We start from the raw sequence: 15,003 nt of genomic DNA, 5'->3' as shown, positions 1-15,003 counted from the left end.
TGGTTCGTAACGCTTCTGAGGGGCGTCGGGTTGCCTGGGGTCATTATAGTAAAATACGTCGTAAATTGGCCAGGTTGGCCGAAATTCCCGTCGGCGCGGAAATCTATGGTGCCGGTTGCAGGGATCGAACCCGCGGCCCCCTGATTACAAATCAGGTGCTCTACCATCTGAGCTAAACCGGCCCATGGAGCCTTGCGATTGGATGTGTCCATGCGTCAGATGGCGCCGAACGTCCAGCCCTCGCTTTGCGCGACAAGCGGGATCATGCGCTCCGGCTGCCAGAGTTCTCTGCGCGTAGAAGCGCGGCGAAGCCAGGCCGAGGCAAGAACGGCGTCGGTGGCGTGATCGTCGTAGCACGCAAGCGCCAGGTGCGGCGCAGACCCGAGCGCGGCGAGCGTCGCGTCCAGAGCCTGCCCGGTGCGCACCTTGCTCCGCCCCTTGCGCAAGCCCCCGGCGCGCGCGGCGATCGCGGTATAAATCTCCACGATCGTGGCGCCGCGGGATGGCACTGGATCGAACGGCCAGATCGCCACCCGGCCCGACAGGCGATGCAGCAGCCGCATCCCGGCGAAGCTCGCCTTCGCCACCTGCGCCGCCCCGATCGCGTCATAGACGCTGGAAGGCTTGGTCGAACCCTCCCCGCCGGTCTCGCATACCCGCCAGTGCAGGAAATCGCGCTTCACCCCATCGGCCGCCCCGAGATAGAAATGCCGCCCGCGCCGCGCCTCGAGAAAACTCGCCGCGCCGAGATCGATATCCTCGCTGTGCTCGTCGACATGACGCCACAGCGCCCGCGCATCGCTCGCCGTGGTCTCGCCAGGCAGATGCGCGCCGCGACCGACGTAAGGCGCGGAAAAGCTGAAATCGAACCCGATCAGGACAGGAGCTTCGGCGCGCGCGAGAATCCACTCAAGGACACCGGTGCGCGACCAGATGCCGCCGGGGGGCACGACCAGGGCCGGCGCCGCATCGCCAATCCCGCACTCCGCGATGGCGATCCCGCGATGGCGATCGCCCTTCGCGCCGGACCAGTCGATCGCGACGAACCGCTCGAACCGCTCAGGGCCGCGCACAGAACACCGCGCGCTGCGCTTTCTTCGCGCGATCCCACCACGCGCGCACGATGACGCTGCGCACCCGATCCTGATCGGGCGCGCCATAGCGGACGAGCAGGCCAGGCCAGCCCTCGTAATGCGCGGTCTGCCAGAAAGTGGCTGGATCGGTATGCAGCAGCAGCAGCGCCTTTTCCTCATGCGTCGCCATGACGTGAAAACTGTCTGCCTCGCGTCCGGGGGAAACGAACGCCTTGCCGTTAACCTTGGGGCAGGGCGTGCCGTAGAACGGCCTCATCTCCACATCGGGGAGCGAACGCGCGAACGCCACGACATCCGCCCAACCCCTCATTGCGTGGCCTGAATCACCTCGGCGGAGAAGCGCGCGATATCGAAACGCGCCGCGCCAGGATCCTCGCCGCGCCGGACGATCACCAGCCGGTGCTGCGGGATCACCATGACGGACTGGCCGCGATTGCCCTGCGCGGCGTAGCTGCCGGCGGGAAGACCCTGTTTCGGGCCGAACAGCCACATGGTCGCGCCATAGCCGGGGCCGTCGGCCGGCTGTGGTCCGCCCGGGGTCGTCATGTAGCGCATCCAGCCGGCGGGGAGGAGGCGGCGACCCTGCCACACGCCATCCTGCAACCAGAACTGTCCCAGCCGGGCGAGATCGCGGGCGGTGGTCCAGATCTGGCTGGAGAGGATGTAATTGCCCTGCCAGTCCGTGCCGGTAACCGTATGTTCCATCCCGAGCGGGCGAAACAGGCTGTCGTGCGGCAGGCTGGCGTAACGCGGCTCGCCCAGGGTCGCGCGCAGGCTCCGCACGGCGAGCATGATATCGTTGTTGGCATAGCGAAAGCGTGTGCCAGGCATCGCTTCCAGCGGCCATGCGGTGGCCTGCTCGGTAACGGCCGTGCCGCCGAAATAGATCGCGTCGGTGCGGTTGCCGGCGGTGTCGCTGTGAAGGCCGCTTGCCATTCGCAGGAGATTATCGAGCGTGATCGACGCGCGCGGATCGCCGGCGCGGCGCCATTCCGGGATCGTCGCGGGCCGGTGTGGATCGATCTTCGCCGTGGTCGAGGCGATGCCCACCAGCGTGCCAGCGATACTCTTGGCGACCGACCAGGTGCGGTTCGACACTAGCGGGCCGAAACCGGGCGCATATTGCTCCGCGACGATACGACCGTCCTTCACGATCACCACGCCTGTGGTCGTGCTTTCCTCGCCGAAGCTGGCGCGATCGAAGGCGCGGGCGAGCAAACCGGCGAGCGCGGGGGAAGGGCGGGGCGCGATGCCCGCATCCCCCATCGGCCACGGGCGCGGGTCGGCGGGGACGGGGACCGGCGCATCGGCAACGGGATTGGCGCGGGGCGTCGCCGTGCTGATCGGCGACAGATAACAGCCGTAGCGCGGGCGCCACATCGCGCGGCGCGGGGCAAGCCGCGCATCGAACGCGACGGTGACGGCACGCGTCTGCCGATCGACGCTGGCGGCCAGCATCGGCACGATCGCGTCATATTCGGGGTAGATGCCGCGCAGTTCGACCGCTGCGATCTGCGCCTCGCTGCGCCCGGCGTCGAATATCCCCTCGCACAGGGTCAGCGCCTTGTACCCGGCGGCGATCGCATGATTATAGGGCTGCAGCGAGCTGGGACGGATCTGTTGCGCCGAAACGGGAACGGCGAGCGCAAGCAGCGCAATGCTAATCGCTTTTTTCACGCCGCCGTTCGTCCCACCACGCCAGCCGCTCGGCAACCCTTTTTTCGTAGCCGCGACCTGTCGGTTCGTAGAAACGCTGCGCGGCCATGCCATCGGGCCAGTAATTCGCGCCCGAAAACGCGCCATCGGCATCGTGATCGTATTCATAGCCCTTGCCATAGCCGATGTCCTTCATCAGCCGTGTCGGCGCGTTGAGAATATTGGCGGGAGGCATCAGCGATCCGGTTTCACGCGCGATCCGCCATGCGTCTTTCATCGCCCTGTATGACGCATTCGATTTGGGCGCAGTGGCAAGATACAGGCAGGCCTGCACGATCGCCAGTTCGCCTTCCGGTGAGCCGAGCAGCTCGTAGGCGTCCTTGGCGGCGATGCACTGCGGCAGCGCCTGGGGATCGGCCATGCCGATATCTTCGATCGCCATGCGCGTCAGGCGGCGCAGCGCATAGAGCGGCTCCTCGCCAGCGGTGAGCATACGGGCGAGATAATAGAGCGCCGCCTGCGGATCCGACCCGCGCACCGCTTTGTGCAGGGCGGAGATGATATTGTAATGGCCCTCGCGATCCTTGTCGTAAACCGCGACACGGCGCTGGAGAAAGGATGACAGCCCGGCCGGATCGAGCGGGTCGCCGATCTCCACCGAGAACAATGTCTCGGCCTGATTGAGCAGGAACCGGCCATCGCCATCCGCGCTCGCCACCAGCGCCTCGCGCGCAGCGGTCGTGAGGGGCAGGGGGCGGCCCATCTCCTCCACGGCGCGGTCGAGCAGCCTGTCGAGCGCCGCGCGATCGAGCCGGTGCAGGATCAGCACCTGCGCGCGGCTGAGCAGCGCGGCGTTCAGCTCGAACGAGGGATTCTCGGTCGTGGCGCCGATCAGCGTGACGGTGCCGTTCTCGACATAGGGCAGGAAGCCATCCTGTTGCGCGCGGTTGAAGCGGTGGATCTCGTCCACGAACAGCAGGGTGCGCCGTCCCGCCCGGGCATGATCGCGCGCTTCGGCAAAAGCCTTCTTCAGATCGGCGACGCCGGAGAAAACAGCGGAGATCGGCGCGAAGCGCAGGCCGACCGCGTCCGCCAGCAGCCGCGCGATCGTCGTCTTGCCGGTGCCGGGCGGGCCCCACAGGATCATCGAGGAGAGCCGCCCGGCCGCGACCATCCGCCCGATCGCGCCCTCCGGCCCGGTGAGATGCTCCTGGCCCACCACGTCGCCCAGCCGGCGCGGACGCAGCCGATCGGCCAGCGGCGCATCGGCGGCGGGCGTGTCGTCGGGGGAGGCGGGCTCATAGCCCGCGAACAGGTCGGCCATGGCCGCAAGATAGGGCGCGCGAAAGATTTTTGCAGCAGGACTTGCGAGCGATATAAAAAGATATATCTTAGAACGATCAAGATACGAAAGGACGAAGATGTTTCCAGGATTGCACAGCGGGAAGGGCCGCCATTGCGGGCCGCGCGGCGAATGGTCGCGCGGGCCATTCAGCGTCGAGTGGGATTTCAGGGGCAGGCGCGGCGGCCACGGTGGCGGCGGCGGGCGGGGCAAGCGGATGTTCGACGGCGGCGAACTCCGGCTCGTATTGCTCAAGCTGATCGCGGATGAACCGCGCCACGGCTATGAACTGATCCGCGCGGTGGAGGAGTTGACCGGGGGCGAGTATGCGCCCAGCCCCGGCATCGTCTATCCGACGCTGACGTTGCTCGACGAAATGGGCTTTATCGCCGATCAGGCGTCGGGCGACGAGAAGCGCAAGCGCTATGCCGCCACCGACGAGGGGCGCGCGCACCTCGAAGAGAACCGCGAACAGGTCGAGGCGCTGATCGAGCGGCTGGAGAATGTGGGCGAGCGGCGGCAGCGCACGGATGGTGCCCCGATCCGCCGCGCGATGGGCAATCTGCGCGTGGCGCTGGAGCACCGGCTAACCAAGGGCGATTTCTCGCAAGATACGCTGCACGATGTCGCCGCGCTGATCGATGAGGTGGCGCAGAAGATCGAGCGGCTGCGGTGAGCGTCTCGGTTGCCCGCGTGCCGACCGCATTGGCAAGCCGCTATCTCCAGCAACTCGCCAAGCACTGGAGCCACAAGATGACCGTCACCTTCTCGCCGGAGGAGGCGACGATCGAATTTCCCGACGGCAGCCGGCTCGATATGCGCGCCGATGCCGAGACGCTCGATCTCGCGCTGTCGGTGGTGGCGGGCGCGGATATCGATCGGATGCGCGCGGTGGTTTCCGGTCACCTCGATCGCTTCGCCTTTCGTGAAGCGCCGCTTACCTTCGACTGGCGTGAGGCCTAGGCGCGCAGCGCGAGATAGGCATCGAGCACCGCCTGGTTCGCGATATCCCAGCGATAGCCGGCTGCCTTGCGGTGGCCGGCTTCGCCCATCGCGTGGCGCAACGCAGGATCGGCGACAATCCGCGCGATCGCGTCCGCATAAGCGGCAATATCGCGGGGCGATGCGAGGAAGCCGTTCACGCCTTCCTCGACCAGATCGACAGCCCCGGTCGCCCGCGCCGCCACGACCGGCACCGCGCTGGCCATCGCCTCGGTGGTGACGTTGCCGAAGGTCTCGGTCACGCTCGGGTTGAAGAACACATCCATCGAGGCCACCGCGCGGCCGAGCGCATCGCCGGACTGGAAGCCGGTGAACACCGCATCCGGCACCCGCTCGGCGAACCATTCGCGCGCGGGCCCTTCGCCCACCACCAGGATCTTGTGCGCCACGCCGCGCCGCTTCAATTCGGCCGAGACGTCGGCAAAGATATCTAGGCCCTTTTCTTTCACCAGCCGCCCCAGAAAGCCGACGGCCATCTCGTGATCCGCGACGCCAAGCGAGCGCCGCCAGGCGAGATCGCGGCGCTCCGGGCGGAAGCGATCATGGTTGATCCCGCGCGACCAGATTCCCATCGGCGCCTTGACGCCCCATTCACCGAGCAGCTCGATCATGCTGTTGCTGGGCACCAGCACACGATCGAAGCGATTGTAGAAGCGGGTCATCAGCGCCTTCACCGCCGGCTCCAGGAAGCCGACGCCATAATAGCCGAAATATGTCTCGAACCGCGTGTGGAACGAGGCGACCGCGGGCACATGATTGGCCTTCGCCCAGCGCACGGCCGCATGACCGAGGAATTCCGGGGCGGAGACGTGCACGATGTTCGGGGCGAATGCCTCCAGGTCGGCGCGCGGCCTCGCGGGCAGGCCGCGGGCCAGCTTGTATTCTCCGCGCCCAGCGATCATCGGGATGGAGGGAACATCGACGAGATCGCCGACCGCCGGAAAGGCGGGTTGCGGCACGGTCGGCGAATAGACGCGCACTTTCACGCCACGCTCCAGCAAATAGCCGACCAGCAGATTGAGCGACTGATTGGCGCCGTCGCGGACGTAATTATAGTTGCCGCTGAACAGGGCTACGCGAAGGTCAGACGGCTGCATGACGTCGCCGTTAACCGCCGATCATGGCGAAAACTAGATGGCGCGCGATCAGCTCTCCGCCGCGATCTCGCTCTTGCGGCGAACGCGGCGAATGCGCGGCTCGCGGGTGAGCGCGGCCTCTCGCCGGATCATCTCGCGCATTTCGTCGCGCTTTTCATGGATCGAGGCAATCACCGGCCCCATCGCGACCCCGAGATCGACGAGCACCGCTTCGGATAGCTGAAGCGAGCTTTCGAGTGTTTCCGGCACTGCATCGGTCACCCCGGCGCGATACAGTTCGGCGGCGTGTCGCGTGTCGCGCGCGCGCGCGATGATCGGCAGCTCCGGAACCAGCGCGCGGATGCGACGGACGAGTTGCACGGTCAGCACCGGATCGTCCATCGTGAGGATCAGCGCGCGCGCCGCAGGCAGATCGAGCCGGTCGACAAGCTGCCCGCGCGCCACATCGCCGAACATCACCGGATAGCCGGCGATCCGCGCCTCCTTCACTGCATCTATATCCGCTTCCACCGCGATATAGGGCTGGGCATGCACCGCCAGCATGTCGGCGACCATCCGGCCGACACGGCCGAACCCGATCACGACCGTGCGGGCGCTGTCGCCGATTTCGGGCACGGCATGGTGGTCCGTCCGGTCGAGCCGGCGCGAAATCGCCGTGCCGGCCTTGGCGAGCAGCGGCGTGATCGTCAGTCCGATCGCGGTCACCGTTTGCCAGAAGGCGGCGGTGGATGCCTGGATCAACTGCGCCTGTGCCGCGGTCGCCAGCACGATCAGCGTGGTTTCGGACGGGCTGCCCATCAGCAGCCCGGTTTCCGCCGCCACGCCGTGGCGGGCATTCGCAACCCGCAGCAGCAGATAGGTGACGGCCGCCTTGATCGCGACCACCCCCGTCACCGCCAGCGCGAGGGCGACCCAATTCTCGACGATCGACGACAGGTTCACGCTCATGCCGACGGTGATGAGGAAGACGCCGAGCGCAAGGCCCTTGAACGGCGCGGTCATCACCTCGACCTCGGTGTGATATTCGGTTTCGGCGATCAGCAACCCGGCGAGCAGCGCGCCGACGATTGGCGACAGGCCGGCGGCGGTGGTGGCCACGCTGGCAACGATCACCACCAGCAGCGAGGCGGCGAGAAACAATTCGGGGCTCTTGGTGCGCGCCGCCTGCGAAAACAATCGCGGCAGCACCAGCCGGCCGCCGACATACATCGCCACCACCGTAAGCCCGCCGCGCAGCGCCACGCCGGCCAGGCCCTGCCAGCCGTCCGCCGTCGCGGTGGGCGCCATCGCCCCGAGCGCGAAGATGATCGGCACCAGCGCGATATCCTCGAACAGCAGCATCGCGAACGCGCCGCGGCCCACAGCGCTCGTCGTGCCGACCAGCGGCAGCACCAGCGCCGTGGAGGAAAGCGCCAGCGCCATGCCCAGGCCGATCGCGCCCGCCCAGTTCTGCCCCAGCAGATGCAGCGCCGCGCCGATCAGCAGCGCGGAACCGATCAGTTCCGCCGCGCCTGTGCCGAACACGAGCTGCCGCATCGCCCACAATCGCCGGAACGACAGCTCAAGCCCGATCGAGAACAGCAACAGGATGATGCCGAATTCCGCCAAGGGCTCGATCGCGTGCGGATTGGTGATCGTGAAATAATAGAGCCACGGCGCCTGATCGACCAACCCGCCGAGCCCCGCCGGGCCCACGAGCATTCCGACTAGGATGAAGCCGATCACCGGGCTGATCCTGAAACGCGCGAAGGCCGGGATCACCATGCCCGCCGCGCCCAGAATCACGAGCGTGTCACTGAAACCCTGATTGTCCAATCCGATCGCCATCGACGCACCCTAAACGGATGCGGTGGTGGCTGTCAGGACGCCGGCAATGAAAAAACATAAATCGGTCTGCGGCGCTGCGGCGCGCTGTTGGCGCGATAAGCGCCCGACAGCGCTTCCGCGCGGCCAACCGTCAGGCGCGATCCGGCTCGTTACCCCCCGCCGCGGGCGACCTGGCGGCGCTTTCGGCGGGGGACACCGGCAGACGGCCGGATCTGGCGATCAGGCCCAGTCGGCCATCTTGTTCTCAAGGTTCAGGCGAACCTTTTCGAAGAACTGCTCGGTCGTCATCCACTTCTGATCCGGGCCAATCAGGATCGCGAGATCCTTGGTCATGTCACCGGCCTCGACGGTTTCGATGCAGACCTGTTCCAGCGTTTCGGCAAAGCGCGTCACGTCCGGCGTACCGTCGAACTTGCCGCGATACTTGAGGCCGCCCGTCCACGCGAAGATCGACGCGATCGGATTGGTCGAGGTCGCCTTGCCCTGCTGATGCTGGCGATAGTGGCGCGTGACGGTTCCGTGAGCCGCTTCCGCCTCGATCGTCCGGCCATCCGGGGTCATCAGCACGCTCGTCATCAGGCCGAGGCTGCCAAAGCCCTGCGCGACCTGATCGGACTGCACGTCGCCGTCATAGTTCTTGCATGCCCAGACGAACTCGCCGTTCCACTTCAGCGCCGATGCAACCATGTCGTCGATCAGGCGATGCTCGTACACGATGCCCGCATCCGCGAACTTTGCCTTGAATTCGGACTCGAACACTTCGGCAAAGATATCCTTGAAACGGCCGTCATAGGCCTTGAGGATGGTGTTCTTGGTCGAAAGATACAGCGGCCAATTGCGGCCCAGCGCGTAATTCATGCTGGCATGGGCGAAATCGCGGATCGATTCGTCAAGGTTGTACATCCCCATCGCGACGCCGGCGGCGGGGAAATCATAGACGTCCTTCTCGATGACCGTCCCGTCCTCGCCCTCGAACTTCATCGTCAGCTTGCCCTTGCCGGGCACCTTGAAATCGGTCGCGCGATACTGATCGCCGAAGGCATGGCGGCCGACGACGATCGGGTGCGTCCAGCCCGGGATCAGACGGGGCACGTTGCGGATCACGATCGGCTCGCGGAAGATCACGCCGCCCAGGATGTTGCGGATCGTGCCGTTGGGCGATTTCCACATCTGCTTGAGGCCGAATTCCTCGACACGGGCCTCGTCGGGCGTGATCGTGGCGCATTTCACGGCGACGCCATACTTCTGTGTCGCCTTCGCGCTGTCCACCGTGACCTGATCGTCGGTGGCGTCGCGGTGCTCGATGCCGAGATCGTAATAGTCGAGCTCGATGTCGACATAGGGCTTGATCAGGCGCTCGCGGATCCATTCCCAGATGATCCGCGTCATCTCGTCGCCATCGATCTCCACGACCGGCGTTTTCACCTTGATCTTCGCCATATCCATTTCCTTGAGAGGGGAGGTTTGGCGAGCGCGATAGGGGGAAGGGCGCGGAGGATCAACCTTTCGCCCGCCAAGACCCACGCGCGCAAAATGCGCAGCTGCGCGTTGTGTGTCACGAACCGTGCGGCTACATCATGCCGATGCCATCTCTAGATAAACCGGAAGGCCCGGGCCTTCCCGTCACCACTACCGTCAAGTGGCGCTTTCCCGCCGTGCATCCCGAGGGGCAGAAATTCGTCGCCATCGCTTTCGCGCTGACCCTGCTGCTCACCATCGCGTCGAACATATTCTTCTGGCCGATGCTCGGGCTTACGGTTTGGGTCGCCGCCTTCTTCCGCGATCCCGTGCGCACCACGCCGCGCGGGGATGATCTGGTCGTCGCGCCGGCGGACGGGCTCGTCACGATGATCGAGCGCGTGCCTGTGCCCCGTGAACTGACCGGCGAGCTGGGCAGCGATCCGATGGTGCGCGTGTCGATCTTCATGTCGGTGTTCGACGTGCATATAAATCGCGCGCCGATCGCCGGCACGATCAAGCAGGTCGTCTATATTTCGGGCAAGTTCCTCAATGCGGACCTCGACAAGGCATCGGAGGATAACGAGCGCCAGCATTTCGTTGTCGAGGGATATGATGGCCGCCGTGTGGGCTTCACGCAGATCGCGGGGCTGGTGGCGCGCCGTATCGTGGGTTTCGCCAAGGTCGGCGATATCGTCGCGGTGGGCCAGCGCGTTGGCCTGATCCGCTTCGGCAGCCGCGTGGACGTCTATCTTCCCGAAGGATGCACGCCGCAGGTCGCGCTCGGCCAGCGGTCGGTTGCAGGCGAGACGGTGATCGGGCGTTACGGCCAGCCCGCCGTCAGCGGCACCGCGCAGTGATCGCGCGACGGGGCGATTACCGGTGAGACAGCCGCAGCGCCGGCTGCGCGGACTGCCGCTGCGTGCGGTGCTGCCCAATGCGGTCACCGCGCTTGGGCTGTGTTCGGGGCTTTCCGGTGTGCGGTTTGCTGTTTCGGGGTGGTGGGAACTCGCCGTCGCGATGATCCTGCTCGCCGGGGTGCTGGACGGGCTGGATGGACGCATCGCGCGGATGCTGCGCGGCCAAAGCCGGTTTGGCGCGGAACTCGATTCGCTCGCCGACGCGATCTCGTTCGGCGTATCGCCCGCGCTGATCCTTTATCTGTGGTCCCTGTCAGCGCTGCCGCGATTCGGGTGGACCGCGGCGCTTATGCTGGCGGTGTTCTGCGCGCTCCGCCTCGCGCGGTTCAACGCCAACATCGACGTGACGGAGCAGCCGCACAAATCCGCCGGCTTCCTCACCGGCGTGCCTGCGCCTGCCGGTGCGGGCCTCGCGTTGCTGCCGATGTTCCTCTGGTTCTGGACGGGCGAGACCTGGCTGCGGTCCCCGTATCTTGTCGCGCCATGGACCGCGCTGGTGGCGTTGCTGATGATCTCCAGTCTCGCCACCTATTCCTGGGGTTCGCTCCGCCTCCGCAGGAACATTCGCTTCGAAGTGCTGGCGGGGGTGGTGGTGCTTGGCGCCGCCGCAGTGTCGACCCCATGGCACACCGCCACGGCATTATGCATCGCATACCTTCTCTCGATGCCGTTCAGCATCGCGAACTATGCGCGGATCAGGCGGCAGCGCGCAGCGGCGCTGTCGACCGAGGCTGCGGACCCGACCGGCGCCTGACCGCCGAGCGCTTTTCCAGGCGCGGCATTTCCGCGGCGAGCGCGGCGGCCAGCCGAGACTGCCCCAAGAGCGCGAATCTGATCTTCGCGATGTTGGGCGTCAGCGTGGCCAGCAGGGCATAAGCGGTGACGCCGGCAGCGGAGCCAAAAATCGCGATTGCCAGAAGAAACATCGTTTTCGCCTCCTGTAGCGTCACCGATCCGTTCCGGATCAAGACGCATATTGATGTCCAGAGGTTCCAAGCGACCGCTCGTTCCCGCTCTGTTCGGTTTTTCATGTTCCACGTTTGTTCCATTTCGTCAAGCGATTGCTTTTGGCAGCGAGGTGCGCTAACGCCGCGCCCTCAACTCCGCATGGGAAGCATCATCACCGGTGCGTCGGCTTGCAGCCGATCGTCATTCCGCTTCCCAGAGGCATAACCGGAAAGGAAATACCCTATGGCGGCACCTGTCGTCACGATGCAGCAGCTTATCGAGACCGGCGCGCATTTCGGCCACCAGACCCATCGCTGGAACCCGAAGATGAAGCCGTATATTTTCGGTGACCGCAACGGCGTCCACATCATCGATCTGTCGCAGACCGTGCCGCTCTTTGCGCGTGCGCTCGAGTTCGTGTCGTCCACCGTCGCGGCGGGCGGCAAGGTGCTGTTCGTCGGCACGAAGCGCCAGGCGCAGGAGCCGATCGCGGACGCGGCGCGCCGCGCGGGCCAGCATTTCGTCAACCATCGCTGGCTGGGCGGCATGCTCACCAACTGGAAGACGATCTCGAACTCGATCAAGCGCCTCAAGAGCCTCGAGGAGCAGCTTTCCGGGAATACCGCCGGTCTGACCAAGAAGGAGGTGCTCCAGCTCACCCGTGAGCGCGACAAGCTCGAGCTGTCGCTGGGCGGCATCCGCGACATGGGCGGCATCCCGGACGTGATGTTCGTGATCGACGCCAACAAGGAAGAGCTGGCTATCAAGGAAGCCAACACACTCGGCATTCCGGTCGTCGCGATCCTGGATTCGAACGTGTCGCCGGACGGCATCGCCTTCCCGGTGCCCGCGAACGACGACGCGAGCCGCGCGATCCGCCTGTATTGCGAGGCGGTGGCGATCGCCTCCACGCGCGGCAATCAGGAGCAGCAGCGGCGCGGCGGTGCGGATATCGGCGCGCTCGCCGAGCCGCCAGCCGAGGAAGCGCTGGCCGTCGAGGCAGAGCCCGCTGTGCAGGCTGACGCGTAACTGAAACACGGTCGGCCTACGGGCCGGCCTTCTCTTCCGATCGGCCGAGCTTGTCGGCGCTCTTCGCGACACCAGATTAAGCGGAGCGCGTTCCGGCGGGATCGGAACGAACCGATCAATAAATCGAGGACACGAACATGGCCGACATCACGGCTTCGATGGTCAAGGACCTGCGCGAGAAGAGCGGCGCGGGCATGATGGACTGCAAGAAGGCGCTCAACGAGACGAACGGCGATACCGACGCGGCGCTCGACTGGCTGCGCACCAAGGGCCTCGCGGCAGCCGCCAAGAAATCCAGCCGCACTGCGGCCGAGGGCCTTGTCGGTATCGAGGTTTCCGGCACGAAGGGCGCGGCGGTCGAGGTGAATTCCGAGACCGATTTCGTCGCGAAGAACGACCAGTTCCAGACCTTCGTGCGCGACGTCACTTCGGTGGCGCTCGAACTCGGCGACGATATCGCCACGATCAAGGCGGCGTCGCTGGCCGGCAAGACCGTCGAGGAAGTGCTGACCAACAACATCGCCACGATCGGCGAGAACCAGAACATTCGCCGTGCGAAGAAGCTGGAAGTCTCGCAGGGCGCGGTGGTCGGCTATGTCCATAACCAGCAGGCTCCGGGCCTCGGCAAGATCGGCGTTCTCGTCGCGCTGGAGAGCGACGCGTCGAACGACGTGCTCCAGGGGCTGGGCAAGCAGCTTGCGATGCACGTCGCGGCGGCTTTCCCGAAGGCGCTGAACGAGGACGACCTCGACGAGGAAGAGATCGAGCGCGAGCGCGCGATCGCGACCGAGAAGGCGGCCGAGAGCGGCAAGCCCGCCGAGATCATCGCCAAGATGGTCGAGGGATCGATCGCGAAATACCGCAAGGAGCATGCATTGGTCAGCCAGCTGTTCGTGATGGATGGCAAGACCAAGATCAGCGACGTGGTGGCGAAGGCGGCGAAGGACGCCGGCGCCGCGATCGTGCTGAAGGACTATGTGCGCTTCCAGCTGGGCGAAGGCATCGAAAAGGAGCAGTCCGATTTCGCCGCCGAAGTGGCCGCCGCATCCGGCGTGCCGCAGAAGCAGGCCGAGCCTGCCGCCTGATAATATCGGGGGAGGCCGGCCCTTCCTCGCAACAATCTCACCCCGGCGGGGATCGGGGCATTGGCCGTCGCGGCGATAGAGCGATCAGGCCGATGCCCGGACTCCCATGCCGGGGTGACGTTTATCAAACTACGGCTGATACGTGCGGGTATTCGATGGTTGCGGCCTCATGCCGCCCCGCCTAAGGTCCGGCGCCTTGTCTCCAACAGTTTCGGAACGCATGACCAACCCCCGCTACAAACGCATCCTCCTGAAACTTTCGGGCGAAGTCCTGATGGGCGAGGGGGGCAAGACGATCGACCCTGCAGTCACCGCGCGCGTGGCTGAGGAGATCGCCGGCGTGAAGGCCGAGGGCTATGAACTGTGCATTGTTGTTGGCGGCGGCAATATCTTCCGTGGTCTGGCGGCGGCGGCGCAGGGGTTCGAACGCGCGACCGCCGATTACATGGGCATGCTGGCGACGGTGATGAACGCGCTCGCAGTGCAGAACGCGCTCGAGCAGATCGGCGTCGATACGCGCGTGCAATCCGCGATCCCGATGCAATCGGTCTGCGAACCTTTCATTCGCCGCCGCGCCGCGCGGCATCTGGAAAAGGGACGCGTCGTGATCTTCGCGGCGGGCGTCGGCTCACCGTTCTTCACGACCGATAGCGGCGCGGCGCTGCGCGCGGCCGAAATGGGCTGTGACGCGTTGTTCAAGGGCACGTCGGTCGATGGCGTCTATGACGCGGATCCGAAGCAGGTGTCCACCGCGACGCGATATGAATCAGTAAGTTACGATACGGTTCTATCGAAGAATCTGAAGGTCATGGATGCGAGTGCCATCGCCTTGTGTCGTGACAGCAATATCCCGATCGTCGTCTTCAATATCCGCGAGCACGGCAATTTCGCTGCCGTCCTGCGCGGTGAAGGAGTGTCGACGGTCGTTCGCAACGAACAGGAGACCAAGTGATGGCGGCCTATGACAAGGCGGATCTGGAGCGCAGGATGCATGGCGCGGTGGAGTCGCTGAAAGGCGATCTGAGCGGGCTGCGCACCGGCCGTGCCTCCACCTCGCTGCTCGATCCGGTGACGGTCGAGGTTTATGGCGCGCACATGCCGCTCAACCAGGTCGCCACGGTATCGGCGCCGGAGCCGCGGATGCTGTCGGTTCAGGTGTGGGACAAGTCGAACGTGGGGCCGGTGGAAAAGGCGATCCGTTCTGCGGGGCTTGGCCTCAATCCGATCAATGACGGACAGACGTTGCGCCTGCCCATCCCCGATCTCACTGAGGAGCGTCGGAAGGAACTGGCGAAGCTTGCCGGCCAATATGCCGAGAAGGCGCGCGTCGCCGTGCGCAATGTGCGTCGTGACGGCATGGACGCGCTCAAGACCGACGAGAAGAAGGGCGTCTTTGGCGAGGACGAGCGCAAGCGGCACGAAACCGAAGTGCAGAAACTGACCGACAGCACGATCGCCGATCTCGATGCGGCGGCGGCGGCGAAGGAGAAGGAAATTCTCGGCAAGTGACCGCATCTCGCCGTCCGGTCTTGATATGGATGCGTC

Annotated in this window: 16 protein-coding genes and 1 tRNA gene; 8 read left to right on the top strand and 9 right to left on the bottom strand. The window is 65.5% G+C overall.

What is annotated here, in order from left to right; all coding sequences use genetic code 11:
- Positions 1–106: 106 nt before the first annotated feature.
- The 5 genes from FFS35_RS03060 to FFS35_RS03040 all read right to left on the bottom strand — a co-directional run bounded on the left by FFS35_RS03060 (position 107) and on the right by FFS35_RS03040 (position 4,074).
- Positions 107–182 (bottom strand) — tRNA-Thr (locus tag FFS35_RS03060).
- A 33-nt stretch (positions 183–215) separates the two neighbouring features.
- A complete protein-coding gene (locus tag FFS35_RS03055; RefSeq protein WP_137785658.1) occupies positions 216–1,073 on the bottom strand; it encodes a hypothetical protein in 858 nt (285 codons plus the stop codon).
- Positions 1,060–1,404, bottom strand: a complete 345-nt coding sequence (locus FFS35_RS03050; protein ID WP_137785657.1) for a hypothetical protein — start codon at positions 1,402–1,404, stop codon at positions 1,060–1,062. The genes FFS35_RS03055 and FFS35_RS03050 overlap by 14 nt, the downstream gene beginning before the upstream one ends.
- A complete protein-coding gene (locus tag FFS35_RS03045) occupies positions 1,401–2,771 on the bottom strand; it encodes a serine hydrolase (RefSeq protein WP_249341423.1) in 1,371 nt (456 codons plus the stop codon). The genes FFS35_RS03050 and FFS35_RS03045 overlap by 4 nt, the downstream gene beginning before the upstream one ends.
- Complete coding sequence (locus tag FFS35_RS03040) at positions 2,755–4,074, bottom strand: replication-associated recombination protein A (protein ID WP_137785656.1); 1,320 nt, start codon at positions 4,072–4,074, stop codon at positions 2,755–2,757. The genes FFS35_RS03045 and FFS35_RS03040 overlap by 17 nt, the downstream gene beginning before the upstream one ends.
- 97 nt (positions 4,075–4,171) lie before the next feature.
- On the opposite strand from FFS35_RS03040, the gene FFS35_RS03035 reads away from it, so the two are divergent.
- Positions 4,172–4,768, top strand: a complete 597-nt coding sequence (locus FFS35_RS03035; RefSeq protein ID WP_137785655.1) for a PadR family transcriptional regulator — start codon at positions 4,172–4,174, stop codon at positions 4,766–4,768.
- A complete protein-coding gene (locus tag FFS35_RS03030; RefSeq protein WP_137785654.1) occupies positions 4,765–5,055 on the top strand; it encodes a DUF2218 domain-containing protein in 291 nt (96 codons plus the stop codon). Before FFS35_RS03035 ends, FFS35_RS03030 begins: the two co-directional genes overlap by 4 nt.
- On the opposite strand, the gene FFS35_RS03025 is transcribed toward FFS35_RS03030, so the two are convergent.
- From FFS35_RS03025 to FFS35_RS03015, 3 genes are all read right to left on the bottom strand, one after another.
- The gene (locus tag FFS35_RS03025) at positions 5,052–6,191 is read right to left on the bottom strand and encodes a glycosyltransferase family 1 protein (RefSeq protein ID WP_137785653.1); all 1,140 of its coding nucleotides are present in this window, start codon (positions 6,189–6,191) and stop codon (positions 5,052–5,054) included. The two genes, FFS35_RS03030 and FFS35_RS03025, sit on opposite strands and share 4 nt — an antisense overlap.
- A 48-nt stretch (positions 6,192–6,239) precedes the next feature.
- Positions 6,240–8,018: a cation:proton antiporter gene (locus tag FFS35_RS03020; RefSeq protein WP_137785652.1), complete on the bottom strand. Its 1,779-nt coding sequence runs from the start codon at positions 8,016–8,018 to the stop codon at positions 6,240–6,242.
- A 219-nt stretch (positions 8,019–8,237) separates the two neighbouring features.
- Positions 8,238–9,458 carry an NADP-dependent isocitrate dehydrogenase gene (locus FFS35_RS03015; protein ID WP_137785651.1) on the bottom strand — a complete coding sequence of 407 codons (1,221 nt, stop codon included), beginning with the start codon at positions 9,456–9,458 and terminating at the stop codon, positions 8,238–8,240.
- A gap of 143 nt (positions 9,459–9,601) precedes the next feature.
- On the opposite strand from FFS35_RS03015, the gene FFS35_RS03010 reads away from it, so the two are divergent.
- Together FFS35_RS03010 and FFS35_RS03005 are read left to right on the top strand one after the other, a co-directional pair.
- On the top strand, positions 9,602–10,336 hold the full coding sequence (locus tag FFS35_RS03010) for a phosphatidylserine decarboxylase (RefSeq protein WP_137785930.1): 735 nt from the start codon (positions 9,602–9,604) through the stop codon (positions 10,334–10,336).
- Between the two features lie 22 nt (positions 10,337–10,358).
- Complete coding sequence (locus FFS35_RS03005; RefSeq protein WP_137785650.1) at positions 10,359–11,150, top strand: phosphatidylcholine/phosphatidylserine synthase; 792 nt, start codon at positions 10,359–10,361, stop codon at positions 11,148–11,150.
- Here the strand turns inward: FFS35_RS03005 and FFS35_RS03000 are convergent.
- On the bottom strand, positions 11,092–11,445 hold the full coding sequence (locus tag FFS35_RS03000; protein ID WP_137785649.1) for a hypothetical protein: 354 nt from the start codon (positions 11,443–11,445) through the stop codon (positions 11,092–11,094). The genes FFS35_RS03005 and FFS35_RS03000 overlap by 59 nt on opposite strands.
- Positions 11,446–11,587: 142 nt before the next feature.
- Here FFS35_RS03000 and rpsB point away from each other — a divergent pair, with 142 nt between their 5' ends.
- The 4 genes from rpsB (at position 11,588) to frr (ending at position 14,967) form a co-directional block, all read left to right on the top strand.
- Positions 11,588–12,373: a 30S ribosomal protein S2 gene (rpsB, locus tag FFS35_RS02995; RefSeq protein WP_137785648.1), complete on the top strand. Its 786-nt coding sequence runs from the start codon at positions 11,588–11,590 to the stop codon at positions 12,371–12,373.
- Positions 12,374–12,510: 137 nt separating this feature from the next.
- Positions 12,511–13,458, top strand: a complete 948-nt coding sequence (gene tsf, locus FFS35_RS02990; protein WP_137785647.1) for a translation elongation factor Ts — start codon at positions 12,511–12,513, stop codon at positions 13,456–13,458.
- 220 nt (positions 13,459–13,678) lie between these two features.
- Positions 13,679–14,410 carry a UMP kinase gene (pyrH, locus tag FFS35_RS02985; protein ID WP_137785646.1) on the top strand — a complete coding sequence of 244 codons (732 nt, stop codon included), beginning with the start codon at positions 13,679–13,681 and terminating at the stop codon, positions 14,408–14,410.
- A complete protein-coding gene (frr, locus tag FFS35_RS02980) occupies positions 14,410–14,967 on the top strand; it encodes a ribosome recycling factor (RefSeq protein WP_137785645.1) in 558 nt (185 codons plus the stop codon). Before pyrH ends, frr begins: the two co-directional genes overlap by 1 nt.
- Positions 14,968–15,003: the final 36 nt, after the last annotated feature.

The sequence above is a fragment of the Sphingomonas sp. 3P27F8 genome (assembly GCF_005502745.1).
Classification (GTDB): Bacteria; Pseudomonadota; Alphaproteobacteria; order Sphingomonadales; family Sphingomonadaceae; genus Sphingomonas.
The sequence above is the reverse complement of the archived record's forward strand: the minus strand, read 5'-3'. Positions and strand labels throughout refer to the sequence as shown.

What these genes read in the sequence shown, in the direction of transcription:
- pyrH (WP_137785646.1), top strand. Translation starts at nt 13,679, where the DNA reads ATGACCAACCCCCGCTACAAACGCATCCTCCTGAAACTTTCGGGCGAA.
- FFS35_RS03015 (WP_137785651.1), bottom strand. Translation starts at nt 9,458, where the DNA reads ATGGCGAAGATCAAGGTGAAAACGCCGGTCGTGGAGATCGATGGCGAC.
- tsf (WP_137785647.1), top strand. Translation starts at nt 12,511, where the DNA reads ATGGCCGACATCACGGCTTCGATGGTCAAGGACCTGCGCGAGAAGAGC.
- frr (WP_137785645.1), top strand. Translation starts at nt 14,410, where the DNA reads ATGGCGGCCTATGACAAGGCGGATCTGGAGCGCAGGATGCATGGCGCG.
- FFS35_RS03000 (WP_137785649.1), bottom strand. Translation starts at nt 11,445, where the DNA reads ATGGAACAAACGTGGAACATGAAAAACCGAACAGAGCGGGAACGAGCG.
- FFS35_RS03025 (WP_137785653.1), bottom strand. Translation starts at nt 6,191, where the DNA reads ATGCAGCCGTCTGACCTTCGCGTAGCCCTGTTCAGCGGCAACTATAAT.
- FFS35_RS03040 (WP_137785656.1), bottom strand. Translation starts at nt 4,074, where the DNA reads ATGGCCGACCTGTTCGCGGGCTATGAGCCCGCCTCCCCCGACGACACG.
- FFS35_RS03035 (WP_137785655.1), top strand. Translation starts at nt 4,172, where the DNA reads ATGTTTCCAGGATTGCACAGCGGGAAGGGCCGCCATTGCGGGCCGCGC.
- rpsB (WP_137785648.1), top strand. Translation starts at nt 11,588, where the DNA reads ATGGCGGCACCTGTCGTCACGATGCAGCAGCTTATCGAGACCGGCGCG.
- FFS35_RS03020 (WP_137785652.1), bottom strand. Translation starts at nt 8,018, where the DNA reads ATGGCGATCGGATTGGACAATCAGGGTTTCAGTGACACGCTCGTGATT.
- FFS35_RS03050 (WP_137785657.1), bottom strand. Translation starts at nt 1,404, where the DNA reads ATGAGGGGTTGGGCGGATGTCGTGGCGTTCGCGCGTTCGCTCCCCGAT.
- FFS35_RS03010 (WP_137785930.1), top strand. Translation starts at nt 9,602, where the DNA reads ATGCCATCTCTAGATAAACCGGAAGGCCCGGGCCTTCCCGTCACCACT.